Genomic DNA, 26437 nt, shown 5'->3' with positions numbered 1-26437 from the left:
GTCCCTCAGGCGCAGTCGCGGCAGATCAGCCTGCCGCCGCTCTCCTCGGAAAGCCTGCTCCGGTGGTGCACCAGAAAGCAGACCGAGCAGGTGAACTCGTCTGCCTGCTTGGGCACCACCTTGACCGTGAGGTCCTCCCCCGAGAGACCGGACAGGTCCGCGCCCGGCAACTCGAAGTTTTCCGCGCTCGCGTCCTCGTCGACGTCCACGACGCCGGACTGGTTCTCGTTACGCCGCGCCTTCAGCTCTTCCAACGAGTCTTCGGCCAGCTCGTCGGCCTCGCTGCGGCGCGGAGCGTCGTAGTCGGTCGCCATTGTTCCTCACCCCTGCGATCAGCTTCGATGTCAGATGGCCCCGGACACGTCCACTCCCGGATGCGAATGTCGTGTCCTTCGTGCCGCTGGTCAAACGTCCCAGCGCCCCTGTTTGTGCCCGGCATTGCAGTGAGGGTCGTCTCTTCAAGAAAATCGCCGTCGCTGCGGCCGGAGCCCGCAGAGGGTAGCCCACGAGGTGAACACCGTGAAAACGGGTTGCCCGACTGAATACGGACATCACCCGAGCGGGGCAGCCGATGGCGGCTCGACGCTCGCCCGATCGGGTTGCGGCAGCGTCCCGGTGCGCCTCGCGCGGGCGGGGCACCTTGCCCGGGGCCTGCCTGACGTGGTGCGATCCGACCAGTGGCCGCGACGGGGCGTCGACCGTACGCGGCCTCCCTTCGCGGCACCCGGGCCCATCGGTGACCGGTGTCCGTGACGGTGCGCTGCAACGCCTAGGCTGATCAGCAACGACGATGCCCTCCGGGGGCACGTACGGTTCGGCAACGGGGAAGGGACGGGGCAGGGTGGGCTCGGGGAACGGCGTCGGGGGCCGCAGAGCAAGGCCGTATCGCAAGCGTCGGCCGCTGCCTGCCCTGATCGTGATCGCGATACTCGGCATCGGGGCGGTCTTCGTCTGGGTGAACGTGATCTCCAACAAGGAGGGCCTCGACGACGCGATCCGCTGCGAACCGGCGGCCTCGCCGCCGCCGGGAACCTCGTACACCTCCGTCGGGCACGGCGGTCTGGACGACGCCACACCCATCCCGCCGGACAGGGTGGCCGTGCGGGTGCTGAACGCGGGCGGCGCGCGCGGCCAGGCATCGATCACCACCGAATCCGTGCGTCAGCTCGGTTTCACCCAGGTGGGCGTGCCGGAGAACGACGCCGCCTACCAGGGCCGCGAGGCGAACTGCCAGGGCCAGCTCCGGTTCGGCGAGAACGGCGTGACGGCCGCGCGCACGGTCAGCCTGATCGTGCCGTGCGTGGAACTGGTCCGGGACGACCGCGAGGACGCCAGCGTCGACCTGGCGATCGGCAGCGGGTTCGGCGATGTGCGGCCACGGCCCGAGGCCCGGCAGGTGCTGGATCAGCTCGCCGAGTGGTCGCGGACCCGGCAGGACTCCGGCGGCGACGAGCAGTCTGCGGGCGGGCAGTCCCCCTCGATCGACACGGACCTGATGGAGAAGGCGCGCGACGTCGGCTGCTGAACGGGTGCCGGCCCGGCCGCCGGAACGATCCGGTGGTTCAGACGCCGGACGCGCCGGACTCCACGAGCAGGGCGTGCAGCGGCTCCGCGATCGAGGGCGCGGCGGCGAAGGTCATGTCGGTGCCCAGCGCCGGATCCGCGCCGGGCAGGGACACCACCGCGCCGGCCTCCTCCGCCAGCAGCGCCCCGGCCGCCCAGTCCCATGGGTGCAGGCCGTGCTCGTAGTAGGCGTCGAACCAGCCCGCGGCGACCGAGCACAGGTCGAGCGATCCGGAGCCCGCGCGGCGGACGTCGCGCACCCCGCCCAGCACCGTCGCGGCGAGCGCGGCCTGGCGCCGCCTGCGTTCGGGCAGGTAGGCGAATCCGGTACCGACGAGCGCGAGATCGAGGGCGGCGGGCGCGGACACGGACAGCCGCCTGCCGTCGAGCCAGGCTCCCTCGTCGCGCGTCGCGGTCCACCGCCTGCCGCTGACGGGTTCGACGACGGCACCCGCCACCGAAACGCCGTCGACCTGTGCGGCGATGGACACGGAGAACCAGGGATAGCCGTAGAGGAAGTTGACCGTGCCGTCGATGGGATCGACCACCCACGTGACGCCCTCGCCCGCGGTGCCGCCCTCCTCCTCACCGAGGACGGCGTCCTCCGGGCGCAGTTCGGCGAGCCTGCGACGGACGAACCGCTCGGATTCGCGGTCGACGGCGGTGACCACGTCGGTCGCGGTGCTCTTGGTGTCCACCCGGACGGACTGGCCGTCGCGCATGCGCTCGTGCCCGGCCAGCACGAGCTCGGCCGCCTCACCCGCGACACGGGCGGCGATGGCTGTCAGTCCGGCGTTGGTCGCTCCCACGGGATAAATGGGACCACACCCGGCTACAGTCTCGGGCGCACACCATCTGAATCGAGAATGAAGGGACCACGCCCATGACGGCGACCCGGGGTTTCGGCATCGACATCGGCGGCAGCGGCATCAAGGGCGGCCTGGTCGATCTGCAGGAGGGCCGGCTGATCGGCGACCGGCTGCGGATCGACACGCCCAAGCCGTCCACCCCCGAGGCCGTGGCCGACGTGGTCGCCGAGATCGTGGCGCACTTCGACTGGGACGGCCCGGTGGGCGTCACCCTTCCCGCGGTGATCAAGAAGGGCGTAGCCCGCACGGCCGCGAACATCGACCCGGGTTGGATCGCGACGGACGCCGACGCCCTGTTCGCCAAACGGCTCGGCCGCGGCGTGGACGACATCGCCATGCTCAACGACGCCGACGCCGCGGGCATGGCCGAGGTGCGCTTCGGCGATCCGGCCGCGCACACCGGGCTGGTGGCCCTGCTGACGTTCGGCACCGGCATCGGCAGCGCGGTGTTCTTCGAGGGCAAGCTGGTGCCCAACACCGAACTGGGGCACATCGAGGTCGACGGTCACGACGCGGAGAAGAAGGCCGCCGCCTCGATCAAGGACAACGAGGGCCTGTCCTACCCGGAGTGGGCGACGCGGGTGGACCGGTACCTGTCGGTGCTGGAGAACCTGATCTGGCCGGACCTGTTCATCGTCGGCGGCGGGGTCAGCAAGAAAGCGGAGAAGTGGGTGCCGCTGCTCGACATCCGCACGCCCGTCGTCGTCGCCTCGCTGCAGAACAACGCGGGCATCGTGGGCGCCGCGGCGGCCGCCGCCGAGGGAATCGAGCACTGACCCGGAACGTACGGAACGCGAATTTGATGATCGCTGCGCGACTCCCGTGCGCATCGTCGTTACAATGGAACACGGCCTACGGCTGCGGGGTACGAAACCGCAGGCCCGGGGCATGTTCTCCGAATCCGAGGCAGCTGAGGCCGAGCGTCTCGGCCCGTCATGATCGACCGCTGTGAAAGGGCGTACGTGGCAGCCCCAAGAACCGCAACTCGAAGCGGGACGAAGACAACGAGCGCCGCCAAGACCTCGCCGGATGGCGAGGGCGTGGACGCCGACACCTCGGCCGAGGCCGACGCCCGGAACGGCGCGGCCAAGAAGGCCCCCGCCAGATCCGCGGCACGCAAGCCAGCCGCCGGCACCAAGAAGGCACCGGCGAAGTCCACCGGGACGCGCAAGGGTGCGAAGCCGGAGGAGGCCAAGACCGACGGCCCCGAGGGCGAGGACGTCGAGCCCGCCGACCTCGAGGCGCCGGACCTGTCGGACCTCGAGGCCGTGGAGGTCGACGTCGTCGACGCCACGGTCACCGAGGAGGCCGAGGAGCCGGAGGAGGCCGAGGAGACGCCCGCCCGCGCCGAGCGTGGCGGCAAGACCGCCAAATCCGCCAACGATCCCGACTTCGTCTGGGACGAGGAGGAGTCGGAGGCACTGCGGCAGGCACGCAAGGACGCCGAGCTCACCGCGTCCGCCGACTCGGTGCGCGCCTACCTCAAGCAGATCGGCAAGGTCGCCCTGCTCAACGCCGAGGAGGAGGTGGAGCTCGCCAAGCGCATCGAGGCGGGTCTCTACGCCGCCGAACGCGTGCGCAACGCCGAGGAGGAGGGCGAGAAGCTCGCCACCCAGATGCGGCGCGACCTGAAGTGGATCGTGCGCGACGGTGAGCGGGCGAAGAACCACCTGCTGGAGGCCAACCTGCGGCTGGTCGTCTCGCTGGCCAAGCGCTACACCGGCCGTGGAATGGCGTTCCTGGACCTGATCCAGGAGGGCAACCTCGGCCTGATCCGCGCGGTCGAGAAGTTCGACTACACCAAGGGCTACAAGTTCTCCACGTACGCCACCTGGTGGATCCGGCAGGCGATCACCCGCGCGATGGCCGACCAGGCCCGCACCATCCGTATCCCGGTGCACATGGTCGAGGTGATCAACAAGCTCGGCCGCATACAGCGTGAGTTGTTGCAGGATCTCGGTCGCGAGCCCACCCCCGAAGAGCTCGCGAAGGAAATGGACATCTCCCCGGAGAAGGTCCTGGAGATCCAGCAGTACGCCCGGGAGCCGATCTCGCTGGACCAGACCATCGGCGACGAGGGCGACTCGCAGCTCGGTGACTTCATCGAGGACTCCGAGGCCGTGGTGGCCGTCGACGCGGTCTCCTTCACGCTGCTGCAGGACCAGCTCCAGTCGGTGTTGCAGACGCTGTCCGAGCGTGAGGCGGGCGTGGTCCGGCTGCGCTTCGGCCTCACCGACGGCCAGCCGCGCACCCTCGACGAGATCGGCCAGGTGTACGGGGTGACCCGGGAGCGCATCCGGCAGATCGAGTCGAAGACGATGTCGAAGCTCCGCCACCCCTCGCGTTCCCAGGTACTGCGTGACTACCTGGACTGACGCGCTGACGTGACGCGCTGATCCGTGCGACGGCCCCGGACCGATCGGTCCGGGGCCGTCGCACGTCCGGTGGTCGGTTGCGCTCGGTTCGCCTGGCGGTGTGTGCTGCAATGTCGGCGTGTCCCCCATTCGTGCCGACCGCCGCTGGCGCCTGCGGCACCGCACGCCCGCCGTCCAGGACGTCGCCGTCACGCTGACCACCTTCGCCGGCGGCTGCCTGCTGTACCTGACCGGGATCTTCCCGATCGGCGCGGCGAACCCCGACATCCCGGTATGGCCGAGGGTGGCGGTGTTCGCCACCGCGTGCGCGCTCGAACTGCTGCGCAGGCGTTCCCCCGCCACGGCGCTGTGCCTTTCGGTGCTGCCGGTGGCCGCCGACATCGCGATGGGGCTGTCGATACCGGTGCTGATCGTGCTGTCGGATCTGCTCTACGCGGCGACCCTCTACGGTTCCCGGCGGCTCAACAGGGCGATGATCCCGCTGGTCTCGGTGATCACGATCGGCGCGACCATCGTGACGCTGGTGCTCATCCCGGACTGGCGTGGCGCGATCGTCGCCGCGGTCATCGCACTGCCGTTCCTGATCACCCCGGTGTGGTGGGCGGCGAACGTCCGTCAGCACCAGGAGATCGCGGCCACGGAGCGGGCCAACGCCGGCCAGCTCGCGAAGATCGCCGCCCTCGACCGGGAGGCGGCCGTGGCCGGCGAGCGGGCACGGATGGCGCGGGACCTGCACGACGTCATCGCCGGTCATCTGTCGGCGATCGCGATCCAGTCGGAGGCCCTGCTCGCCCACACGGACAGCGATCCGGCGACGGTGCGGCGGGTGGTGCGCTCGGTCCGGTCGAACAGTGTGGACGCGCTCGAGGAGATGCGGATGATGATCGGCCTGCTGACCCGGGGCAACGGGACGGAGGAGGCGGCGGCCACCACCCCGCCGCGCTTGTCGGAGCTGTCCAAGATCGTCGAGTCGGCGCGGGCGAGTGGCATGGTCGTCGACGTGCACACCGAACTCGAGTCGATGCTGCCGCTGCCCGCGGCGGTGGACCTGACCGCCTACCGGATCGCGCAGGAGGCGCTGACCAACGCCGTCAAGCACGCACCGGGGGGCCGCGCGAGCCTCACCGTGCGCCGGGTGGAGGATCGGCTGACCGTGGAGGTCACCAACGAGCTGCCGGGCGGACGGACGCAGGCGGATGAGCAGGGGGCGGGATTGCTGAACATGCGCGAACGGGCCAGGGCGATCGGCGGAAGCCTCACCGCGGGACCGTGTGAGACGACCTGGCGGGTATCCGCCGTGCTGCCCGTGACGGCGGCACGATGACCGCCGCGGGAGCCCGTGCGCCGGGCGGGGGCGCGATCCGGGTACTGGTCGCCGACGATCACGGCGCGGTCCGGGCGGGCCTGTCGATGATCCTGCGCGGGGCGGCGGGCATCGAGGTGGTCGGCGAGGCGGCCGACGGTGAGGCGGCGATTCGGCAGGCACGGGCGCTCGGCCCGGACGTCGTCCTGATGGACGTGCGGATGCCCGGCACCGACGGCATCGCCGCGACCCGCGAACTGGTCGGGGCCGGCGTGTGCTCCGTGCTGGTGCTGACCACCTTCGACGTCGACGAGTACGTGTACTCCGCTCTCCGTGCCGGGGCTTCGGGCTTCCTGCTGAAGTCGGTCGACGCGCAGCGGCTGGTGGAGGCCGTGCGGCTGGTCGCCGCCGGCGAGGGGGTGCTGGCGCCGCAGGTGACGCGGAAGCTGATCACGGCGTTCGCGGCCGCGGCCGAGCCGGTGACGCCGCCGAGCGCGCTGGCGGAACTCACCGACCGGGAGCGGGAGGTACTGGGCTGTCTGGGCGAGGGCCTGTCCAACGCACAGATCGCGACCCGCCTGTTCATCGGCGAGACGACGGTGAAGACGCACGTCTCACGGGTGCTGACGAAGCTGTCCCTGCGCTCGCGGGTGCAGGCGGCGATCGTCGCCCAGGAGGCCGGGTTGACGCAGCGCGGAGGCCAGGCAGAGGGTCGTTGAGCGAATCCGGGAGCGATCTCCTAACGTCTCCCCATGGGAATCACGAGAACGCTGAACGTCGACGAGGTGCTCAAGCGCCAGGATTCCGGTGACCTCAAGAGACGGCTGTCGAGTCGTGACCTCATCGGTTTCGGGGTCGGCATCATCATCGGTACCGGGATCTTCACCCTGGCCGGCGTCGAGGCGAAGACGCACGCGGGTCCGGGCGTCACCCTGTCCTTCGTCATCGGCGCGGTGGTCGCCGGGCTCGCCGCGCTCTGTTACGCCGAGCTCGCGTCCAGCGTGCCGACGGCGGGCAGCGCCTACACCTACGCCTTCGCGACGCTCGGCGAGGTGTTCGCCTGGATCATCGGCTGGGACCTGCTGCTGGAGTTCGCGCTGGGCGCGGCCGTGGTGGCCCGCGGCTGGTCCGGCTACCTGGCGAACCTGCTCGGCCTGCCGCAGGAGCTGTTCGGCGAGGACGCGACGGTCAACATCGGCGCGGTGCTGATCATCGCGGTGCTGACGGTCGTGGCGATCATGGGCATCAAGCAGTCCGCGTTGTTCACCAACGTGCTCGTCCTCGTCAAGGTCGCCGTCTGTGTGCTGATCCTGGCCGTCGGCGTGTTCTTCGTGAAGGGCACGAACCTGACCCCGTTCATCCCGCCCGCGCAGCCCGCGGGCGAGAACCCGGAGGTCCTCAAGCAACCCGCGATCGAGGCCATGCTGGGGCTGGAACAGTCGGTGTACGGGATCGCGGGCATGCTGACCGCCGCGGCGATCGTCTTCTTCGCCTACACCGGTTTCGAGGCACTGGCGAACCTCGGCGAGGAGACGAAGAACCCGTCCAAGGACCTGCGAGTCGGCATCCTGGGCGCGCTGGCCGTGTGTGCGGTGCTCTACATCGGTGTGTCGCTGGTGCTGACCGGGATGGTCCCGTTCACCGAGATCGACGAGGGTGCCCCGCTGGCCGCGGCGTTCGAGTCGGTCGGCATGCACTGGGTGGGTGCGCTGATCTCGCTGGGGGCCGTCACCGGCCTGACCTCGGTGATGATGGTGGAACTCGTGACGATCGGCCGGATCGGTTTCGCGATGGGCCGGGACGGCCTGCTGCCGAAGAAGCTCGGCGTGGCGCACCCGAAGTGGGGAACTCCGCACCGGATGACCATCGCGGGTGCCGTGGTGATCGCACTGCTCGCGGCGTTCGTGCCGATCACCGAACTCTCCGACATGGTCAGCATCGGTGCTCTCTCGGCGATGATCGTGGTCGCGATCGCGGTGCCGGTGCTGCGCCGCAAGCGGCCGGACCTGAAGCGCCCGTTCCGGGTACCGCTGTCCCCCGTGCTGCCGATCGTGGCGGCGCTGGCCTGCCTGTACCTGATGCTGAACCTGGACCTGCTGACCTGGTTGCGGTTCGCGATCTGGCTGGCGCTCGGTTTCGTCATCTACTTCGCTTACGGGCGCAGGCATTCCCGTCTCGCTGCGGTGGAACGCGAGGGTGCCGGACAGCCGAAGCAGGAGTGACCCACGGTCCGCCGATACGCCCCGCCGGGCGGCGCGTCCGTCCATAGTGGACGGACATGCGCCGCGCTGATGCCCACGCGTACCGCCCGGGTCAGTGCTGGTAGCGCCGTACGTTCTCCGGGTGGATCACGAGACGAACCTGCGCCTCGGCCTGGATGGCGGCGAGGTCGGCGGCGCGGACCGAGTCGCCGAGGTCCCAGTAGCGGGCGGCCAGCCGGGCGGCCAGATCGTGTGCTCCGTCGGGTTCCACCGTGGTGCGGCCGGTGACCGAGAGCCAGCGCTCGCGTTCACCGACCGGGGCGGCGACGACGATCGAGGCGCGGGGGTCGCTGTGCAGGCGCCGCACTTTCAGTGTGTCCGGGCCGGTGAACAGTTGGATCGTGCCCTCGGCGGTGGCCTCGAACCACACCGGCAGGGGCTGCGGCGGGAGCGGCCCGCCCGCCACGGACAGGAACCCGTGCAGGGGGCGTCGGAGGAACTCGAGGTCCTCGGCGGTCAGGAAACTGGCGTCGGTGCTCATACGGCCCTTTCGGGTAGGCGGGGACTTGGGCGTGATCGAACGGGGTGAGGGTCGGGCACTCGCCGCCGCGGACGAGCGCGCGGGCGCGGCGCTGTCCACGATCGCCGTCCCGCGGCCGGGCAGGCAGGCGATCATCCCCAGGCTCCCGCCGCCGCGGCCCGCACGACGTAGTCCTCGAAGGTGCGGGGAGCCCGTTTCAGCACGGCGGCGAGGTCGTCCGTGGTCGCGGCGATCAGCCCGCGTTCCATCAGCACGAACATCTCGGCGACGTGGTGGGCATCGTCCTCGCTCATGCCCTCCCCGACCAATGTCGCGGCGTACTCGGCGGGAGAGACCTGCCGGTAGGCGAGGGTCCGCCCAGACGCCCGGGAGACCAGGTCCACGGCCTCGCCGAAGGTGAGCGCACGCGGGCCGGTCAGCTCGTAGGTTCGTCCGGCGTGCCGGCCGGTCTCGGTCAGCACCGCGGCCGCGACATCGGCGACGTCGTCCACGTCGATGAACGGCTCGGGCACGGTGCCGGCCGGAAGTGTCAGTTCCCCGGCGACCAGCGGGGCGCGGAAGACGTCCTCGTCGAAGTTCTGGGCGAAGTTCGACGGCCGCAGAACGGTCCGCTCCAGCGCCGAGCCCCGCACGGCATCCTCGGCAGAACGCATGTCCAGCCCGAACGGGGAGTCGCCCCAGGTGTCGGCGCCGCGTCCGGAGAGCAGGACCAGCCGTCGCACTCCGGCGGCCTCGGCCCGGGCCACGAACTCGTGCACCGGACCGGGCACCCGCGGGGCCACCACGTAGGCGACGGTGACGCCGCGCAGGGCCGCGTCCCAGCCGCCGGGGTCGGACCAGTCGAACGGGGTCCGGCTCGACCGGGAGGCGGCGCGCACCGGTGTGCCGCGCAGCCGCAACCGGGCGAGGACCCGCCTGCCGGTCTTGCCGGTCGCGCCGAGGACGAGAGTGGTGTCGTTGCTCATGAAACCGATTCAACGCGGTCGAACCGGACGAATCCATGGGCAGAACACCGGTTCGCCTGTGTATTCGTCTAATGTCGTCGAGGTGGACATGTTCGGCGACCTGATCCGCGGGGTACGGGCGCACGGCTCGTTGTTCGGCAGCTCGACCCTGTCGCCGCCGTGGGCGCTGCACTTCGTGGACGGTGCGCCGCTGACCTTGTGCACCGTCGTCACGGGGGCGGGCTGGATCGTGACGGAGCACTGCCCGCCCGAGCCACTGCGCGCCCGCGACACGATCGTCGTGCGCGGCCCCGCGACGTTCACCTTCGTCGACGAGGTCGGTACCCGGGCGGAGCCGATCGCGTGTGGTGAGGACTGCTCGACCCCCGAGCAGGGCGGCACCCGGCACCGGCTGGGCTGGAGCGACCACGGCGAGCAGGTCGTGGCCGGCGCCACGACGCTGATAGTCGGCGCCTACCCGGTGCGCGGCGAGATCAGCCGGCGGCTGCTGGACGCGCTGCCGGTCGTGTTGCGAGTGGACGGCGGGGGCAGCGGCGACGCCGTGCTGGATCACCTGGCCGCCGAGGTCGCCGTCGACACACCTGGCCAGCAGGTGGTCCTCGACCGACTGCTGGACTGGATGCTGGTCTGCACCTTGCGCGAGTGGTTCGACCGGCCCGGCGGTGAACCCCCGGCCTGGTGGGCCGCCCAGCGGGACGCGGTGGTCGGTCGCGCGCTGCGGCTGCTGCACGCCGAACCGGCGGCCCCATGGACGGTCGCCGCGCTGGCGGACCGTACCGGGGTGTCGCGTTCGACGCTGGCCAAGCGGTTCGCCGATCTGGTCGGCGAACCCCCGCTGACCTACCTCACCGGCTGGCGCATGACTCTCGCGGCGGACCTGCTCATCGAGCGCGAGTCGGCGACCGTCGCGGACATCGCCCGCGTGGTGGGGTATTCGGACCCCTTCGGGTTCAGCGCGGCGTTCAAACGGGTGCGGGGCGCCAACCCGAGCGAGTTCCGGCGGACCGCGGCCACCGGCTCCCCGGCGGACGGGCCGGCTCGGGCACCGGCCCGCCGAGTCCGGTGACCGGTGCGAGCCGCCGGATCCGGATGCCGGGAGCACCGCGGGCGAACACGGTCGTCCGCCGTGCCTCCTGACCGGGCGCTGGGCCACGTGCCGGCCCTCAGCCGGACGGCTCGTCCTGCCAGCGGAGTTCGGCCAGGTACAGACCGTCCTCGGTCCACCCCGCACCGGTGACCCACTGCAGGTCCCCGTCGGTGACCACCTCGGCCGCGTGCACCGGCAGGTGCCCTGCGGCGTCGGACTCGTCGAAGTGCAGTGGATTGCGGCTGCGGTAGACGTCGGTGCCGAGGTAACCGCCGCGGGGACCGATGAACAGGTACCACCACTCACCGCGCCGGACCACGAACGGCGACTCGGTGTTGGAGTCCGGGTGACTCTGCACGGTCTCGGTGTCGGCGTAGGCGATCCGGCGTTCGCCCCAGTGCACGAGGTCCTGGCTGGTCCGGTACGCGACGATGTGCCGTCCGCCGTGCACGGTCTCGGTCGCGGTGTAGTACATGACCCACGTCCGGCCGACGCGGACGACCTGCGGATCGCGTGCGGAGAGGTGGTCGCGGAACAGCGGACCGGACGGGATGCGCGTCCAGGTGAACATGTCCGTCGAGGTGGCGAGGTTGATCGCGGTGGCGGTGGCGCCGGGCGGACCGCCACCGGCGGCGTAGAACATGTGGTAGACGCCCTCGTGCTCGACCACGTGCGGCGCCCAGAGATGCTCCTCACCGAAGTAGCCGGGGTCGACCGTCATCGCGTACGGGTGCGTCGTCCACGGCCCCTCCGGCCCTGGCGCCGAGGCGTGCGCGAAGTGGACCTCCTTGGTGTAGTCGGGCCACTCGCCGGGCGGGGCCTTGTCGCCGACGATGCTGTACAGGTGCCAGCGGCCGTCGGAGCCGAGGACGACGCTGTGATCGTTGAGGTAGCGGGCGGGCTCGCCCGGCGGCGTGGGGTCGTAGACGTGCCGCACCGGCCCCGCCTCCGCCCGCGCCGGGCCGTCCGGGCCCGGTGGCCCCGCCGAGGCCTCCGGGGCGGTCAGCGCGATCGTGGAGAGCGCGAGCAGCGAGCCGAGCGCGAGCAGCCGCGCTGTGGGTACGACGGAACGTGCCATGGCCGGACGTCCTTCCACCGGGGAACCGAGAAGCAGCGATCTGACCACTTATCGCGCACGGGCGGTTACCCGTTAGCGGTCATGCATTCAGTGGCGTCGCCCGGTGAATCACTCACCGCGGGCGCGGTTCCGCCACCGCGCCGGAGCCGCCGGGACGTTCCCGCGACCGCAGGGCCACCCCGCCCACCACCGCGAGGATTCCGAGCGCCTCGGGCACGGTGGGGACCTGCGCGAGCAGTGCCAGCCCGATCAGCGCGGCCGTCACCGGCAGCAGGGCCAGCAGGACAGCGAACCTGGCCTGGCCGACCCGTCGCAGCACCACCTGGTCCAGTCCGTAGGGCACCACCGTCGCCAGCACGCCGACGCCCACGCCGAGCAGCAGCAGTCTCGGTGAGCCCCACACCTCGCCGGTGCCCAGCGCCAGCGGCGAAAGCAGCACGGTCGCCACGGTGAACCCGACCGCGAGGCTGTCGATGCCGTCGCCGCCGATCGCCACCCGCTTGCCGAGGACGATGTAGGCCGCCCAGGCCGCCGCGGCGCCCAGGGCGAACGCCACGCCCGCCGGGCTGCCCGCCAGCCGCACGTCGGCGATGCTCACCACACCGGCCGCGACGAGCACGAGTGCGGCGATGTCCCGGAGACCACGGGAACCGAACGCGGCGACGACCACCGGCCCGACGAACTCCAGCGCCACCGTGGTGCCGAGCGGCAGCCGGGCGATCGCCTCGTAGAACAGGATGTTCATTCCCGCCGTGACCAGTCCGAACGCTGCGGCCAGCAGCAGTGGTCTCCCCCGCCACGCGGCCCGTCCCGGCCGCCGCCAGGCCAGCAGAACCAGCGCCGCGCCGAGACACCGCAGCCACGCCACGGACGCGGGCGCCAGCACGTCGAAGAGGCCGACGGCGATCGCCGCGCCGACGTACATCGAGATTCCGCTGAGAACGAACACGACCGGTGCCGGAATGGCGCCGATCCGCTGTGCCATACGTGTGCTGCTCACTCTCCGCATGGTGCCTCACGTGCGAAAAGGGCCTCATTCGGCCGTCCGCGTCCTGCCATTCGGGACGCTTTTACGGCATACGGGGTAAATCGGCGTGACACACCTCCCACGCACACGGGAACACTTGCGGCTCCCCAAACGTCTGCAAGAGTGGAGGCTGCGAGCACCGAGGAGCCGGCGCCCACCCGGACGCCGGATCAGGACCACAGTGGTCGCGGCTGGATCGATGGCATCGGCTCTGCCGATGCCGGGACGGAGGGAGACTCCAATGACTTCACCTACGCTCACCCGCCCCGAACTGACCGCTGCCGACCGCTGCGATCGGTGCGGTGCTGCAGCCCAGGTTCGAGCCATCCTCCGCACCGGCGGTGAACTGCTTTTCTGCGGCCACCACGCCCGGGAGTACGAGACCAAGCTCAAGGAGCTGGAGGCCGACATCAAGCACGGCTGACGCCGTCGACGACCAGCGAGACGGATCGGGCGGGAACCCCAGCGGGTTCCCGCCCGATCCATGTCCGGGGTCCGGCCGGCCACTCGGGCCGGGATCCGATCACCAGGAGCGGCCGGATCACCAGGAGCGCAGCGTGACGATGCGCTCCTCGAGCTGTTCCAGGGTCGCCATGGCGGTGGGCGGCCCGCCGCACACCCGCCGCAGCTCGTTGTGGATCGCGCCATGCGGCTTGCGGGTGCGGTGGTGGTACATGCCGACCAGCGCGTTGAGTTCCTTGCGCAGCGCCGCGAGCCGCTCCCCCACGGCTTGCGGTTTCGGTGCCGGAGCGGCGGCCTCCTGTTCGGGCTTGCGCCGCTTGACGTCGGCGAGCTGCTCCTCCTGGCGCTTGCGCAGCAGCGCCCGCACCTGGTCGGGTTCGAGCAGGCCGGGCAGGCCCAGGTACTCCTGTTCCTCGTCGGATCCGGAGAACACCGCGGTGCCGAAGGAGTTGCCGTCGTAGATGACCTGGTCGAGTTCGGCCGAGGCGTGCAGTGAGGTGTATGCCTTCTCCTCCTCACCCGGCTCGTCCTCGGTCCGGTTCGCCTGGGCGAGCAGCTCGTCGTCCCAGCCGTCCTTCTCCCGGTGCGGCTTGCCCAGCACGTGGTCGCGCTGCGCCTCCAGCTCGCTGGCCAGTTCCAGCAGCACCGGCACGCTCGGCACGAACACGCTCGCCGTCTCGCCCTTGCGCCGGGCCCGGACGAAGCGCCCGATCGCCTGGGCGAAGAACAACGGCGTCGAGGCGCTGGTGGCGTAAACGCCGACGGCGAGACGCGGCACGTCCACGCCCTCGGACACCATCCGGACGGCGACCAGCCACCGGTCGGACGACTCGGAGAACTCGCCGATCCGGCGGGTCGCCTTCGGGTCGTCGGACAGCACCACGACCGGCTCCTCACCGGAGATGCGCTGCAGGATCTTCGCGTAGGCGCGGGCAGACTCCTGGTCGGTGGCGATCACCAGCCCCCCCGCGTCCGGGATGCCCGCGGAGCGGAGCTGGTGCAGGCGGGTGTCGGCGGCCTGAAGTACCGCCGGGATCCACTCGCCGCCCGGGTCCAGGGCGGTGCGCCAGGCGCGGGCGTTCTGCTCGGCCGTCAGCGGTTCCCCGAGGCGCGCGGTGAACTCCTCCCCCGCGCTGGTGCGCCAGGAGGCCTCACCGGAGTAGGCGAGGAAGACGACGGGGCGGACGACGCCGTCGGCGAGCGCGTCGGCGTAACCGTAGGAGTGGTCGGACCGGCTGCGCATCGACCCGTCGGCGTCGGGCTCGTAGCTGACGAACGGGATCGGCGAGTCGTCGCTGCGGAACGGCGTACCGGTCAGCGACAGCCTGCGCACGGCCGGGGTGAACGCCTCGCGGATCGCGTCGCCCCAGGACTTCGCGTCGCCGCCGTGGTGGATCTCGTCGAGGATCACCAGCGTCTTGCGGTTCTCGGTGCGCACCCGGTGCAGGGTGGGGTGAGCCGCGACCTGGGCGTAGGTCAGCGCGACGCCCTGGAAGTCCGAGGAGGTGGCCCCGGTGGTGTTGCGGAAGTTGGAGTCGATCGCGATCCCGGCGCCCGCCGCGGCGACCGCCCACTGGTGCTTGAGGTGCTCGGTGGGGGTGACGATCGTGACGGCCTGGATGGTGCGGTCGGACAGCAGTTCCGCGGCGATGCGCAGGCCGAAGACGGTCTTGCCTGCGCCGGGCGTCGCGACGGCGAGGAAGTCCTGCGGCCTCGTCGTGAGGTACTTGGTCAGCGCGCGCCGCTGCCAGGCGCGCAGCGGGCGCGCCGTGGCGTCGTGCTCCGGTTCCGGTGCGGTGAATCCCGGCTGTCGGTGGGCCGTCTCCGACAAGGAAGGGTCAACTCCTCTCGCGGGCGCTGGGCCCCGCTCCCGTGGTGCGCGGGCCGACATGCGAAGGCCCTCACGACGGAGGCACCGTGCGGCGACCGGGACGCCCGACGACGGTGTCGGTGGCGCCCGCCGGTGCCGGCGGTGCGGGTGAGGGCTCGGTCGGCGAAGCGTACCCCGGGACACCGGTCCGCCGTGCGAGGTGCCCGTGGCGCGGCGCTGCGACGCGGAACACGCCAGCCCCGAGGAACGAGCCAAAATCGCTCGGATGGACCATGCTTGACGGTGCGATGAGCGCACCATCCGAGAACCCCACCCCAGCCTCCGGCGACGCCGACCGGGAGCCCGGCGCGAAGGCACCCCACAAGGGGCCCCTGCGCCTGCTCGGGCGCACCCTGAGCAAGGCGTGGGACGGCAACATCTTCTCCGAGTCGGCGGAGGCGGCGTTCTGGCAGACGCTCTCGCTGCCACCGCTGCTGCTGGGCCTGCTCGGCAGCCTCGGTTTCATGGGCGAGTGGTTCGGCCAGGGTCTGGTCACCGCCGTGCACGACCAGCTCATCGCGTTCTCGGCGAAGGTCTTCTCCGGGGATGTGGTGAACCGGATCATCGAACCGACGGTGAACGACATCCTCACCATCGGCAAGGGCGAGATCGTCTCGGTCGGCTTCCTGATCTCGCTGTGGGCGGGTTCCTCGGCGATGTCCTCGTTCGTCGACGCGATCACCGTGGCCCACGACCAGTACGGCGTGCGCAACGAGGTGTGGCAGCGGATCTTCGCGCTGCTGCTGTACGTGGCGAGCCTGGTGCTGCTGGTGATCGGGCTGCCGCTGATCGCGATCGGCCCGGACCTGTTGCCGCGCTTCTTCCCGGCCGAATGGCAGGACACCGTCGCGAGCTGGGTCGGCACGCTGTACTACCCGACGCTGGGCCTGCTGCTCGTGCTGGCGCTCGCGACGCTGTACAAGCTCGCCCTGCCACGGAAGCTGCCGTGGCACCGCGGCCTGCCCGGCGCGGTGCTGGCGATGGCGATCTTCCTGCTGGCCAGCGCCGGGCTGCGGCTCTACATCGGCTGGATCACCACCACCGGTTACACCTACGGTGCGCTGGCCACGCCGATCGCGTTCCTGCTGTTCACCTACTTCATCGGCATGGCCGTGGTCGGCGGCGCGTACTTCAACAGCGCCATCCAGGAACTCTGGCCCGCGAAGCGGACCCGCAGGCAGCGACGGAAATGGCGCAGGCTGGAGATGGAGCGGGCCAGCGAGCGAATGCGCACCGAGGACGGGCGCAAGCTGTGGGAGCGCACGACCGTGCCGCTGCGCCGCGGCCCCCGGCCAGCCGAGGGCGAGCCCGACGGGAGCGGCACCGGCCTCGGCCGGGACGAACCGGGGGCAGCCGAACCGCGGGCGGGCGAACCGGGCGACGGCGGCCGACGACCGGGCGGGGACCCGCCGGACCCCGGCCCCGGCCCAGGAGGGTCAGGCCGGGACGGCGAGCAGGTCGCGGCGCGACCGGAACCCGCGGACCGACCACGGGAGAACGGACCACGGGAGAACGAGCCGCCCACGGGTCCGGCGCCACGGACCCAGGAACGGGCTCAGGAGTCGTCGCCGCCGGGGCGCAGGCCCTCGTAGATCTTCTTGCAGTCCGGGCAGACCGGGGAACCGGGCTTGGCCGACTTGGTGACCGGGAAGACCTCGCCGCAGAGAGCCACCACGTGCGTGCCCATGACCGCGCTCTCGGCGATCTTGTTCTTCCGCACGTAGTGGAACATCTTCGGGGCGTCGTCGTCGGTGCTGTCGGTGCCCTCGGGACGGGTGTCGACTTCTGGCAACGTCTGCGTACTCACGACACCATGATGCCCCAAATGCCGACATCCGGTGCACGGTGCTGGCAGGATCGTCCGCATGTTCCAGAAAGTGCTGGCCAGCTTCGGTTCGGGTGGAGCGCGGATCGACGCCCGGCTGCTCGATCGCACGTCCGCTCCCGGGCGGCCGCTGCGCGGTGAGGTGCTGCTCGCGGGCGGCGAGGTCGACCAGGAGATCAACGGCCTCGCCGTCACGCTCCTGGCCAGGGTCGAGGTGCCCGGCGACGATCGGCGCACCGAGACGACGGACCTGCCCTTCGGTACCCAGCAGCTCTGCGGGCGCGAGTACATCCGGGCTGGCCAGCAGGTGCGGTTGCCGTTCGAACTGGACCTGCCGTGGGAGACCCCGGTCAGCAGCGTGGCGGGTAAGCCGGTGGCGGGGATCGCCGTCGGCGTCCAGACCAACCTGGACCTGGCGAACACCGTCGCCGACCCGCAGGACGTGGACGCGGCGGCGATCGAGCCGCTGCCCGCGCAACAGCGCGTGCTGGACGCGCTGAGCCGGATCGGGTTCGGGTTCTCCGGCGCGGCGCTGGAGAAGGGCCGGATCAACGGCGTGAACCAGCAGTTGCCGTTCTTCCAGGAGATCCGGTTCACGCCCTCGCAGCGTTTCGCGAGCGTGTTCAGTTCGGTGGCGGTGACCTTCCTGACCGCCGCCACACGCACCGAGGTGGTGCTCGAGGTGACCAAACGGGTCCGGGTGAGCAAGTCGGGCGGTTTCGGCGGCCGGGGGCAGGAGTTTCTCGGGGCGTTCACCGTCGACCACGCGGCGCTGGACCGCACGCCGTGGGAACGGCAGATCGAGGGCTGGCTGCACGAGGTCGCCAAGTCGCGCGGCATCTTCGACTGATCGGGCCGCGCCGCCCCGCAGGGTGGTGACCACCACCCGGGCGAGTGAGCCGGTGGGCGGTCGGTGATGATGTCTGCCCGTGACCACGTCTCAGTTCACGCTCGGCCCGGAGGTCTCCGCCGCTCTCGACGACGGCAGGCCCGTGGTGGCACTGGAAAGCACGCTGCTCTCGCATGGGCTGCCACCGGGCCGCAATCTCGATGTCGCCCGGCGGCTGGAGGACACGATCCGGGCAGCGGGCGCCGTCCCGGCGACGATCGCCGTGCTGGACGGCCGGGCGATCGCCGGCCTGTCCCCGGCCGAGCTGGAACGGGTGTGTGCCGCCGATTCGGGACTGGACAAGCTCTCCTTGCGGGACCTCGGCCCGGCGCTGGCGCTGGGCCGCTCCGGTGCGACGACGGTCGCCGCGACCTCGGCGCTGGCGGCGTGGGCCGGGATCGGCGTGTTCGCCACCGGCGGGCTGGGCGGGGTGCACCTGGGGGCCTCGCGGACCTGGGACGTCTCCGCCGATCTCGGTGTGCTGTCCCGGGTGCCGGTCCTGGTGGTGTGCTCCGGGGTGAAGTCGGTGCTGGACATCCCGGCGACCCTGGAGGTCCTGGAGACCGGCTCGGTCCCGGTGCTCGGGTACCGCACCGGCGACTTCCCGGCGTTCTACCTGCGTTCGTCCGGGCACGAGGTGCCGTGGCGGGTCGACGACGCCGCCCGGGTCGCGGCCGTCGTCTCGGCTCACCGGAGCGCGGGCGGTGCCGGCGTGCTGCTGGCCAATCCGATTCCCGAGGCGTCGGAGATGGACGGCGCGCTGCACGACCGGCTACTCCAGGAGGGTCTGGAGTTGTTGCGTGAGAAGGAAATCAGCGGAGCTGACGTGACGCCGGCGCTGCTGGAGCACTTCCACACGGCCAGTGGCGGGGCGAGCCTGGACGCGAACGAGGCGCTGGTGCTGGACAACGCACGGGTGGCGGCCGAGGTCGCGCGGGAACTGCCGTGAAGGTGGTGGTGGTCGGCGACGCCGGGCTGGACGTGGTCGCACAGCACAAGGGCGACATCGTCCATGGCGGCGACTCGCGGGCGAAGGTGACGATCACCGGTGGCGGCGCGGGGGCGAACACCGCGCTGTGGCTGCGGGCCGCGGGGGCCGAGCCGACCCTGATCGCACGGGTCGGCGACGACGCGGGCGGCCGTCAGGTACGGGCCGAGCTGGAACGGGCCGGGGTGCGATGCGCGTTCGCGGTCGATCCGGAGGCCTCGACGTGCTGTGTGGTGGTGCTGGTCGACGGGGACGGACAGCGGAGCATGCTGCCCGATCGCGGGGCGATCGCGCGCTTCGCGCCCGGCGACATCGATCCGGCCGCGCTGGACGGTGCACGGCATCTGCACCTGTCGGGGTATGTGCTGCTGGATCCGTCGTCGCGCCCGGCTGGGCTGGCGGCGCTGGAGGTGGCGCGGGCAGCGGGACTGACGACCTCGGTGGATCCGCAGGCGGCGGCACTGATCCTGGATCCAGCGGCGTTCCTGGACGATGTGCGGGGTGTGGACCTTCTGCTGCCCAACGCCGGGGAGCTCGCCGCGCTGACGGGTTCGGAACAGGCGGAGTCGGCGCGCGAGCTACTCGGCACGGTCGGCGCGGTGGCGGTCACGGCCGGGCTCGGCGGGGCGAGCTGGGTGGATTCGGAGGGCATCACCTCCACGCCGTGTGTACCAACCGTGTGCGTGGATTCCACCGGGGCGGGCGACGCGTTCAACGCGGGACTGCTCACCGCCTGGCTGGCAGGTAAGTCCACAATGGACGCTTTGCGTTCGGCGGTTGCCATCGGTTCCCGGGCGGTCGGCACCGTGGGCGCCCAGCCCTGAACCGGCAAACCGGCCGGGGGCCCGCGGGCGGGAACACCGGCGGGTTTCCCGACCACCGGAAACGCGATACCCTGGCCCGTCTTTGCTTCTATACCAGGAGGTTTCCCGCCGGTGCCCGTCCCCAGCCTTGACCCGCTCGTCGGCTTCGTCCGGGAGAACTCCCCGTTCTACAAGGAACTCTATGCCGACCTCCCGGCCGCACCGGCACTGTCGGACCTCCCGCTGGTGGACCACGGCGCGTACTGGGCGGCCAACGGCCTGCACGACAACCGCCTGCTCACCGGTGAGCACCAGGGCGGCATCGTGCTCAAGACCGGCGGAACCACCAGCGCGCCCCGGGTCTCCCGCTACACCCGCGAAGAGTGGCGGGAGATGTCGGCGACGTTCGGATCCGGGCTCCCGGCGGCCGGGCTGCGCGACGGCGACCGGGTGGCCAACCTGTTCTACGCGGGCGAGCTCTACTCGAGTTTCCTGTTCACCGCCAACTGGTTGCAGGACGCCCCGGTGGACGCCGTGCACCTGCCCATCGCGGGATCCGCGCCGCAGGACTTCGTGATCGGCAACATCGCCGAGTTCGCCGCGACTGTGCTCGCCGGGCCGCCGACCTCACTGTGCCAGCTCGCACAGGGGGTGACCGGCACGGTCGGCTCGCTGCCGTCCGTGCGGGTGGTCCTGTTCAGCGGCGAGGCCTTCTACGGCGATCAGCGGGCGCTGCTGGCGGCCGCGTTCCCGAACGCCACCGTCCGCTCCCTCGGTTACGCGACGGTGGACGGCGGGATCGTCGGCGCCCCGGTGGACGGCGAGCCCGACACCCGGGTCCACCGCGTCTTCCCCGGCCGGATCATGGAGATCCTGGACGTCGACACCGGGGATCCGATCGAGGAGCCGGAACGTCCCGGCCGGGTGGTGGTGACCGATCTGGTGCGCCGCCTCCAGCCGGTGCTGCGGTATCCGGCCGGGGACCTCGCCGAGTGGACCGGGCCCGGCGGCAGCACGTTCCGGCTGCTCGGCCGCTCCGACGAGGGTGCCCGCGTCGGGCCGGTGACGCTGTACCTGGACGATCTGCGGGACATCGTGGACGCCGCTTCCGGCGACCGGATGATCACCGGCGTGCAGGTGGTGCTGCGCCGGGTCGAGGCGAAGGACCAGCTCGTACTGCGGCTGGCGGGCGACGTCACCGATCCGGAGGTACTCACCGTGACGATCGCCTCCGCGCTGGAGGACGCCCGGCCGATGTTCGCCGACCACGTCCGGCGCGGCCTGGTGGCGCCCCTTGCCGTGGAACTCGCCGGCCCCGCAGGCCTGCGCGTCAATCCCCGCTCGGGCAAGCTGGTCCGGCTGATCGACGAACGCGGGCGCTGACCGGACGGGGCGGTACCGCGTGCGGCACCGCCCCGCCGCTGCTCAGCGCGTCACGCGCCGGTCGACCACCGCGACCAGCTTGCCGCTGGCAGTCGTGCGCTCGAAGGCCTCCGGGGGCGACGGCCGCACCCGAAGCCGGACCAGGCGGTCGCGCCGGGCGGTGATGGCGAGTTCGGGATACCGGCGGAGAAACTCCTCCTCGGCGTGCTCGGGTTCGGGCACCCGTCCCTCCTCCAGCCGCACGGTCAGCGACTCCTGCGTGTCGTCGGTGTCCAGGACGATCTGCACCTCGCCGGAGTAGTCGAACGCCTCCCCGGCGACCGCGACGAAGCGCCGGTAGTTGAGGAAATGCCCGCCGCTGCGGAACACGTCCCCGCTGCGGCCGAGCAGGGTGAACCTCGGGGTGCGCCGCCCGCAGCCGCACTCGTCGTCGAGCCAGCGGCCGAGGTCGCCGATCTCGTAGCGTTCGAGGCGCTGTCCCCGGCGGGTGTGCGAGGTGAAGACCAGCCGCCCGGCCTCCCCGGCGGCCACCGGGCGATCGAGCTCCTGGTCCAGGATCTCCAGCGTCTGCACCCCGGTGAACAGGTGGTGCTCACCCGGCGCCGACTGCGCGCACTGGTAGCCGAGCGGCCCGGCGTCGACGCTGCCGTACGCCGCGGAACGGATCACCTCGACGCCGAACTCCTCGGCCAGCATGCGCCGCTGCGACTCGCTGAAGTGCTCGCCGCCGTAGAAGATCTTGCGGACGCCACCGTACTCACGCAGGACCGGACCCGCCTCGGCGAACAGCCGGAGCAGGTAACTGGGCATGCCGAGCAGCGTGTCCACCCGATTGTCCACAATGGACTTCGCTACCAGGGCGTGTGCGTTCTGCTGGCCCGCCATGGGGAACTGGACGGCACCGAGCCGTTCCAGCACGGAGAAGAAGCTGACGAACCCACCGTAGAGCTGCCCGCCGAAGAACAGGTTCATCGTGCGGTCGGTACGCGGGTCGAGGCCCGCGGCGAGCAGGCCCTCGGCGCCGCAGTGCATGTGCTCGTCGTAGTCGGCCCAGGAGAACGCCGACAGTTTCGGTTCGCCCGTGGTGCCGCCGCTGCGGAAGAAGACCTCGGCGCGGCTGAGGTCCTCCTGCAGGTCGCCGAACCCGGCCTTGCCGGTGACCGGGACGTCCGGCGCGGGGAGCTGCCCGGTGCCGGTGAGGTCGTCCAGGCAGGAGTCGCCGGCGAAGCGTTCGTCGAGTTGCACGTCGACGCGCCTGCTGTAGCGCTGCAGGGCGTACACGCCGTCGTGCGGCTCACCGTCGTAGCTGCCGAGCATCGCCCCGGCGACGGTGACGCGCTGCACGCCCGCACCCACCAGTGCGCGGGACAGGACGGCGATGTCGCCGCGGCGGGCCCCGAGCCCGACGGTCTGCAGGTATCGCCTCATCGGCCGAAGGTAGGTGCTGATGTCCTTACGTGGCAACGGTTTCACCCACACCGTGCGGTGCAGCGGCGAGGCTCGCAGCGCGGGCCGGGTGTCGGCGAGCACGCGCCAGCTCAGGTCCGCGGCCACGTGGGTGCCGGTGAGCCCGAGATGACTCTCCAGTTCGGTGACGAGGACCGTGTTGGTGATCTCCGCCCATTCGGCGTCTCCCGGGGTCCGTGGCCGGGTCCGGGCGGAGACCTCGTCCAGCGCGGCGGCGAACCGGCGCGCGAAGGCGAACACCTCGCTCTCCTCGGCGGTGTCCAGGTAGATCACCTGCGGGCTGGAGCAGGCCTGCTGGTCGAGTGCGCACACGTCGGCGGCCACCGAGGACAGCACCTCGGCGTCCGACCAGGCGTCGGCGGTGAGGTAGGCGAAGGAGAGCTTGGGGCCCCAGTCGACGAGCCTGCAGCCGGGCCGTAGCACCCCGGCGACCCCGGCCAGCGCCTCCTCGCCTCCCCAGGCGGCGACCGCGTCTGCCGGTCCGCACATGCGCTCCAGCCAGTCGGTCCGGGCCGAGGAGTAGCGCAGGACCATGATCCGGCGGGCGATCTCCCCGGACGGGTCCTCGTCCGCGAGCGCGGCGAGCAGGTCGGCGGTGAACAGCGCGTCCCCGCCGCTCGCCTTGACGATGTTGACGTTGCCGCTGAGCAGTCCTTCGAGGACACTCAGTGCGCCGGCCGCGGGAGCGTTCCCGGGAGCGACGTGCGCGAGCAGCCCGACCGGCGCCCATGCCTCGAACACGGTGAGGTCGTAGTCGAAACGGGCCATCCGCGCGGGGTCGGTGCCACCCAGCTCACGGACGAGCTTGCGTTCCAGCTTCTCCCGGCCCAGCGCCACGGCCAGTCCGTCCAGTGTGGACTGTGCCTCGGCGTCGGGGACCTCCTGCGAACGGAGTCGCTCGGCGAGCCTGGACCGTACCGGGTCGTCCGATGTGGACAGCCGGGTGGCGAGACGGTCACCGGCGCGGACCACCTGGAGCGGGCGCAGGGGTGCCGCGGCGAGCACTTCTCCGGCGTACCGGTCGAGCGCGTCGAGCCGCAGGCTCGCCTCCTCGTCGGTGACCCACTCGCCCTGCCAGTAGTGCGGTGTCGCGGAAACCTGCTGGGTGGCGGAGAACTGTGCTCCGGTCGCGGTCACGAGGTGCCCTTCAGTAGTTCGGCGGCGGCGATGGCGCAGCTCCGGTTGCGGCTGACCCCGGCCCGGCCGTGCACCCGGAACCAGGGGGTATCGAGCGTGCATCCGCAGTCCTGAGCGGGATGCAGGGACGCGAGGTCGCCCATCAGCACGGACTGCGCCGGAGCGGAGGTGATGAACGGGGAGACGAGCTGCAGGTAACCCGGTTCACCGAAGGGCAGCGGCTCGAGGTCACGGACCGAGCGGATCAGCACCCGCGACCAGGCGGGCACGTGCAGGTTGTGGCGTTCGCATTCCAGGTATGGCACCGAGTGCTCCACGGAGCCGAATCCGTCGCGGATCCGCTCGTCCGGGATGCCGAGCTGCTCGGTGATCCGTGCGTACAGCTCGGGCTTGCCGACCTGCGCGTCGGCGTGTCCCTTCCAGCCACCACCGAACAGGATCAGCGAACTCGGCGGCAGCGTCAGCGGCGGGACGCCGAGCGCCCGCATCCGGTCGAGGGTGAACGACAGGAACGCCGGGAAACCGAAGATCCGCACGGGAACCCCGTCCGCGGCGGAGCGCAACAGGGCGCGGACACAGCCGAAGGCGTCGAACTCGTGGCCGGAACCGGTGTGCGGCAGGGCGTGCTCCACGTGCCGGGCGGGCGCGAACTCGCAGAGGTAGTTGCCGGTGAACGACGTGCCGAGGTTGAGTTCCGGGCGGGGCTGGTAGCTGTAGAGCAGGTAGTCGACCGGCTCGCTGTCGTCGATCCAGCCGTGGTGGTCGAAGATCCGGGCGACCATGCGCTGCCCGGCACCCAACGTCCAGGCGTCGAAGAACATCTGCGACTTCTGCCCGGTGGTGCCGGAGGAGGTCACGTGCAGGGCGACGTCGTCGCGCGGGACGGAGACGATCTCGTGCTGCTTGAAGAAGTTGGCGTGCACGAACGGCTGCCGGCTCAGGTCGCCGATGCCGGTCAGCGGCGCGCGCCCGCCCGGGCTCGCCGACCAGAGCGCTGCGAAGAAGTCGCTGCGGGCGGCGTGCCAGGCGTTGGACTCGTTCATCGCGGCCACGAACAGCTCGTCACCGCCGGGCGCGTACGGCGGCAGCTCGCAGAGGTCCCGCACGGCGGCGAGTGCCACCGGGTCCGGGACGGCGACGGGGTCCAGGTGGGTACTCAACGGAACACTCCATGCGTGTTGAGGTACATCTGCGTCCACAACGCGATGTACTGCTCGGTGAACGGGCGGAAGGCGGCGTCGATGGCGAGACCACGGAAGTCCAGCGGCTGCATGGTCCTGGCCATCACCACGTAGTCGTGGAACAACTCGCCGTCCCGGCGCATGGCCGGGTAGACGGCGGCGGGCAGGAAGCCGAAGGACAGCAGCGAGGACAGCTCGTCGAAGGCGTACAACGGCACCAGCGTCTCGATGTAGAACGCGCCGAAGTCGTTGAGCCGCGCGATGATCTGGTCGAGATGGCGGGACACGACTCGCGCGTCGGGGGCGGCGCCGATCAGCGTGCAGTACCCGTCGGCGCGGCTGAGGTGGGCGTACACCTCGTACAGGCCGTCCGGGCCCGCGAGCATCACGTCCGGCTTGTGGAAGGGGTAGAAGCGGCGCGAGGGGTCGGTGACCATCTCGTCGAAGCGGCGCAGGACGAACCGCTCCGCGCCGATCAGCTCGATCTCGTCGGTGGAGGCGAACTCGGAGCGTGGCTCGGGCACCTCGTCCGGCACCAGCTCCGGGCGGGCGGGCAGGCCGGCGACGGTGTCCAGTGCCTCGACGATCGGGCCGAGCCCGGCAGGTACCCGGTCGACGGGGTGACGGCGGTCGAGCACCCCGTCCTGATGGCGGGCGAGCAGCACCATGGTTTCGTGCTTGGCCGCCTTGCGCAGGTTCGGGAAGATACCGAGCGCGCGGAAGCCGCTGCGCAGACAGATTCGCTGCGGGGCGGTCGCCGTGGTCCTCGCGGTGGCGTACACCGAGTCGACGGTGCCGTCGGCGAGCAGCAGGTCGGACAGGGAGCTGACGGCTTCCTGGGCGATCCCGGAGCCGCGGCTGGCCGGATCGACGACCAGGCCCTGCATCTTCGCCAGCCGGTCCCCGGGTGAGGTGGTGGCGACAATGGAGGCGATCAGCCGCCGCGAGCTGTCGTGCGCGACCAGCCAGGTGGTGTTCGCCGAGGCGATCTCGCGCGCCATCACCTGCGGATCGGTGCCGAGCGGAAGCGCGTACCCGCGGCCGTAGACCCGCCGGTACAGCTCCATCAGCTCACTCACGTCGTCGGCACATGCCTGTCGGAATACCGCGCCCAACACGTCTCCCTCTAAACGGGCACGCGTGTGCCCGGGCGCGCGGTGACGCGCCTGCTGAATTCGGAAATGGTGCGAAAGGTGATCCGGGCGCTCGAACGGGCCCGCCGATCAAGGGGAACTGTAGCGTGCCGGGCAATGGCGGGAAATCACCGACAGGGCCGTGAACTGCGATGATCGAGTGCCGGGCGACGAGGCTCACAACACGATGCATCCGATTGCAGTAGCGGAACGGCGATCAGGAATATGGGAATTCACTGCGACGCATTGTCATTACCCGGCGCCGGAGTTGGCTCGCTCAGAGCGCGGGG

At 71.2% G+C, this 26437-nt stretch carries 24 protein-coding genes; 13 read left to right on the top strand and 11 right to left on the bottom strand.

Going from position 1 to position 26437, the window contains the following annotated elements; genetic code table 11:
* Positions 1 to 5 precede the first annotated feature (5 nt).
* Positions 6 to 314: a DUF4193 domain-containing protein gene (locus CFN78_RS05700; RefSeq protein ID WP_094861499.1), complete on the bottom strand. Its 309-nt coding sequence runs from the start codon at positions 312 to 314 to the stop codon at positions 6 to 8.
* 527 nt (positions 315 to 841) lie between these two features.
* Here CFN78_RS05700 and cei point away from each other — a divergent pair.
* Positions 842 to 1525 (top strand): envelope integrity protein Cei, encoded by a 684-nt coding sequence (gene cei / locus CFN78_RS05695; RefSeq protein ID WP_094861498.1) that lies wholly within the window; start codon positions 842 to 844, stop codon positions 1523 to 1525.
* Between the two features lie 37 nt (positions 1526 to 1562).
* Here cei and CFN78_RS05690 read toward each other — a convergent pair whose 3' ends face one another.
* On the bottom strand, positions 1563 to 2381 hold the full coding sequence (locus CFN78_RS05690) for an inositol monophosphatase family protein (protein WP_420807854.1): 819 nt from the start codon (positions 2379 to 2381) through the stop codon (positions 1563 to 1565).
* 65 nt (positions 2382 to 2446) lie between these two features.
* Here CFN78_RS05690 and ppgK point away from each other — a divergent pair, with 65 nt between their 5' ends.
* From ppgK to CFN78_RS05665, 5 genes are all read left to right on the top strand, one after another.
* Entirely contained in the window at positions 2447 to 3208 is a 762-nt protein-coding gene (ppgK, locus tag CFN78_RS05685; protein WP_094861497.1) for a polyphosphate--glucose phosphotransferase, read from the top strand.
* A gap of 159 nt (positions 3209 to 3367) precedes the next feature.
* Positions 3368 to 4807: an RNA polymerase sigma factor gene (locus tag CFN78_RS05680; RefSeq protein WP_165777452.1), complete on the top strand. Its 1440-nt coding sequence runs from the start codon at positions 3368 to 3370 to the stop codon at positions 4805 to 4807.
* Positions 4808 to 4925: 118 nt separating this feature from the next.
* Positions 4926 to 6131, top strand: a complete 1206-nt coding sequence (locus CFN78_RS05675; protein ID WP_240519277.1) for a sensor histidine kinase — start codon at positions 4926 to 4928, stop codon at positions 6129 to 6131.
* Positions 6128 to 6829, top strand: a complete 702-nt coding sequence (locus CFN78_RS05670) for a response regulator (RefSeq protein ID WP_094861496.1) — start codon at positions 6128 to 6130, stop codon at positions 6827 to 6829. The genes CFN78_RS05675 and CFN78_RS05670 overlap by 4 nt, the downstream gene beginning before the upstream one ends.
* A gap of 33 nt (positions 6830 to 6862) precedes the next feature.
* Positions 6863 to 8332 carry an amino acid permease gene (locus CFN78_RS05665; protein WP_094861495.1) on the top strand — a complete coding sequence of 490 codons (1470 nt, stop codon included), beginning with the start codon at positions 6863 to 6865 and terminating at the stop codon, positions 8330 to 8332.
* A gap of 91 nt (positions 8333 to 8423) precedes the next feature.
* Here CFN78_RS05665 and CFN78_RS05660 read toward each other — a convergent pair whose 3' ends face one another.
* On the bottom strand, positions 8424 to 8852 hold the full coding sequence (locus CFN78_RS05660; protein ID WP_094861494.1) for a pyridoxamine 5'-phosphate oxidase family protein: 429 nt from the start codon (positions 8850 to 8852) through the stop codon (positions 8424 to 8426).
* Between the two features lie 131 nt (positions 8853 to 8983).
* Positions 8984 to 9817, bottom strand: a complete 834-nt coding sequence (locus CFN78_RS05655; protein WP_094861493.1) for an NmrA family NAD(P)-binding protein — start codon at positions 9815 to 9817, stop codon at positions 8984 to 8986.
* A gap of 82 nt (positions 9818 to 9899) precedes the next feature.
* On the opposite strand from CFN78_RS05655, the gene CFN78_RS05650 reads away from it, so the two are divergent.
* The gene (locus CFN78_RS05650) at positions 9900 to 10883 is read left to right on the top strand and encodes an AraC family transcriptional regulator (protein WP_094861492.1); all 984 of its coding nucleotides are present in this window, start codon (positions 9900 to 9902) and stop codon (positions 10881 to 10883) included.
* A gap of 97 nt (positions 10884 to 10980) precedes the next feature.
* Here the strand turns inward: CFN78_RS05650 and CFN78_RS05645 are convergent, their stop codons facing one another.
* Together CFN78_RS05645 and CFN78_RS05640 are read right to left on the bottom strand one after the other, a co-directional pair.
* Positions 10981 to 11982, bottom strand: a complete 1002-nt coding sequence (locus CFN78_RS05645; protein WP_110494989.1) for a glycoside hydrolase family protein — start codon at positions 11980 to 11982, stop codon at positions 10981 to 10983.
* Positions 11983 to 12094: 112 nt separating this feature from the next.
* The gene (locus CFN78_RS05640; RefSeq protein ID WP_094861563.1) at positions 12095 to 12907 is read right to left on the bottom strand and encodes an EamA family transporter; all 813 of its coding nucleotides are present in this window, start codon (positions 12905 to 12907) and stop codon (positions 12095 to 12097) included.
* Between the two features lie 343 nt (positions 12908 to 13250).
* On the opposite strand from CFN78_RS05640, the gene CFN78_RS05635 reads away from it, so the two are divergent.
* A complete protein-coding gene (locus tag CFN78_RS05635) occupies positions 13251 to 13433 on the top strand; it encodes a DUF7455 domain-containing protein (protein ID WP_094861491.1) in 183 nt (60 codons plus the stop codon).
* 117 nt (positions 13434 to 13550) lie between these two features.
* Here the strand turns inward: CFN78_RS05635 and CFN78_RS05630 are convergent, their stop codons facing one another.
* Positions 13551 to 15302, bottom strand: coding sequence for a DEAD/DEAH box helicase (locus CFN78_RS05630; protein WP_094861490.1), 1752 nt, complete (start codon positions 15300 to 15302; stop codon positions 13551 to 13553).
* A 272-nt stretch (positions 15303 to 15574) separates the two neighbouring features.
* On the opposite strand from CFN78_RS05630, the gene CFN78_RS05625 reads away from it, so the two are divergent.
* Positions 15575 to 16933, top strand: a complete 1359-nt coding sequence (locus CFN78_RS05625; RefSeq protein ID WP_094861489.1) for a YihY/virulence factor BrkB family protein — start codon at positions 15575 to 15577, stop codon at positions 16931 to 16933.
* Here the strand turns inward: CFN78_RS05625 and CFN78_RS05620 are convergent.
* Complete coding sequence (locus tag CFN78_RS05620) at positions 16897 to 17148, bottom strand: DUF3039 domain-containing protein (RefSeq protein WP_094861488.1); 252 nt, start codon at positions 17146 to 17148, stop codon at positions 16897 to 16899. The genes CFN78_RS05625 and CFN78_RS05620 overlap by 37 nt on opposite strands.
* A gap of 58 nt (positions 17149 to 17206) precedes the next feature.
* On the opposite strand from CFN78_RS05620, the gene CFN78_RS05615 reads away from it, so the two are divergent.
* From CFN78_RS05615 to CFN78_RS05600, 4 genes are all read left to right on the top strand, one after another.
* Positions 17207 to 18016 (top strand): sporulation protein, encoded by an 810-nt coding sequence (locus CFN78_RS05615; RefSeq protein WP_094861487.1) that lies wholly within the window; start codon positions 17207 to 17209, stop codon positions 18014 to 18016.
* A 79-nt stretch (positions 18017 to 18095) separates the two neighbouring features.
* Positions 18096 to 19004, top strand: a complete 909-nt coding sequence (locus tag CFN78_RS05610; RefSeq protein ID WP_094861486.1) for a pseudouridine-5'-phosphate glycosidase — start codon at positions 18096 to 18098, stop codon at positions 19002 to 19004.
* Positions 19001 to 19867 (top strand): carbohydrate kinase family protein, encoded by an 867-nt coding sequence (locus CFN78_RS05605; RefSeq protein ID WP_094861485.1) that lies wholly within the window; start codon positions 19001 to 19003, stop codon positions 19865 to 19867. The genes CFN78_RS05610 and CFN78_RS05605 overlap by 4 nt, the downstream gene beginning before the upstream one ends.
* A gap of 111 nt (positions 19868 to 19978) precedes the next feature.
* Positions 19979 to 21229, top strand: a complete 1251-nt coding sequence (locus CFN78_RS05600; RefSeq protein ID WP_094861484.1) for a phenylacetate--CoA ligase family protein — start codon at positions 19979 to 19981, stop codon at positions 21227 to 21229.
* Positions 21230 to 21271: 42 nt separating this feature from the next.
* On the opposite strand, the gene CFN78_RS05595 is transcribed toward CFN78_RS05600, so the two are convergent.
* From CFN78_RS05595 to CFN78_RS05585, 3 genes are read right to left on the bottom strand one after another with little or no spacing between them, the layout of a single operon-like run.
* A complete protein-coding gene (locus CFN78_RS05595; RefSeq protein ID WP_205660431.1) occupies positions 21272 to 23833 on the bottom strand; it encodes an acyl-CoA reductase in 2562 nt (853 codons plus the stop codon).
* Entirely contained in the window at positions 23830 to 24993 is a 1164-nt protein-coding gene (locus CFN78_RS05590; protein WP_094861482.1) for a LuxE/PaaK family acyltransferase, read from the bottom strand. The genes CFN78_RS05595 and CFN78_RS05590 overlap by 4 nt, the downstream gene beginning before the upstream one ends.
* Positions 24990 to 26093, bottom strand: coding sequence for a GNAT family N-acetyltransferase (locus CFN78_RS05585; RefSeq protein ID WP_133116286.1), 1104 nt, complete (start codon positions 26091 to 26093; stop codon positions 24990 to 24992). Before CFN78_RS05585 ends, CFN78_RS05590 begins: the two co-directional genes overlap by 4 nt.
* Positions 26094 to 26437 lie beyond the last annotated feature (344 nt).

Origin of the sequence: Amycolatopsis antarctica, from assembly GCF_002262875.1 — a bacterium.
GTDB classification, from domain to species: domain Bacteria; phylum Actinomycetota; class Actinomycetes; order Mycobacteriales; family Pseudonocardiaceae; genus Amycolatopsis; species Amycolatopsis antarctica.
This window is presented reverse-complemented; position numbering and strand designations above follow the sequence as displayed.

Bases quoted from the DNA above. Each gene is read 5' to 3' on its own strand.
- CFN78_RS05700 (WP_094861499.1), bottom strand. From the start codon at position 314: ATGGCGACCGACTACGACGCTCCGCGCCGCAGCGAGGCCGACGAGCTG.
- ppgK (WP_094861497.1), top strand. From the start codon at position 2,447: ATGACGGCGACCCGGGGTTTCGGCATCGACATCGGCGGCAGCGGCATC.
- CFN78_RS05680 (WP_165777452.1), top strand. From the start codon at position 3,368: ATGATCGACCGCTGTGAAAGGGCGTACGTGGCAGCCCCAAGAACCGCA.
- CFN78_RS05670 (WP_094861496.1), top strand. From the start codon at position 6,128: ATGACCGCCGCGGGAGCCCGTGCGCCGGGCGGGGGCGCGATCCGGGTA.
- CFN78_RS05665 (WP_094861495.1), top strand. From the start codon at position 6,863: ATGGGAATCACGAGAACGCTGAACGTCGACGAGGTGCTCAAGCGCCAG.
- CFN78_RS05660 (WP_094861494.1), bottom strand. From the start codon at position 8,852: ATGAGCACCGACGCCAGTTTCCTGACCGCCGAGGACCTCGAGTTCCTC.
- CFN78_RS05655 (WP_094861493.1), bottom strand. From the start codon at position 9,817: ATGAGCAACGACACCACTCTCGTCCTCGGCGCGACCGGCAAGACCGGC.
- CFN78_RS05645 (WP_110494989.1), bottom strand. From the start codon at position 11,982: ATGGCACGTTCCGTCGTACCCACAGCGCGGCTGCTCGCGCTCGGCTCG.
- CFN78_RS05640 (WP_094861563.1), bottom strand. From the start codon at position 12,907: ATGTACGTCGGCGCGGCGATCGCCGTCGGCCTCTTCGACGTGCTGGCG.
- CFN78_RS05635 (WP_094861491.1), top strand. From the start codon at position 13,251: ATGACTTCACCTACGCTCACCCGCCCCGAACTGACCGCTGCCGACCGC.
- CFN78_RS05625 (WP_094861489.1), top strand. From the start codon at position 15,575: ATGCTTGACGGTGCGATGAGCGCACCATCCGAGAACCCCACCCCAGCC.
- CFN78_RS05615 (WP_094861487.1), top strand. From the start codon at position 17,207: ATGTTCCAGAAAGTGCTGGCCAGCTTCGGTTCGGGTGGAGCGCGGATC.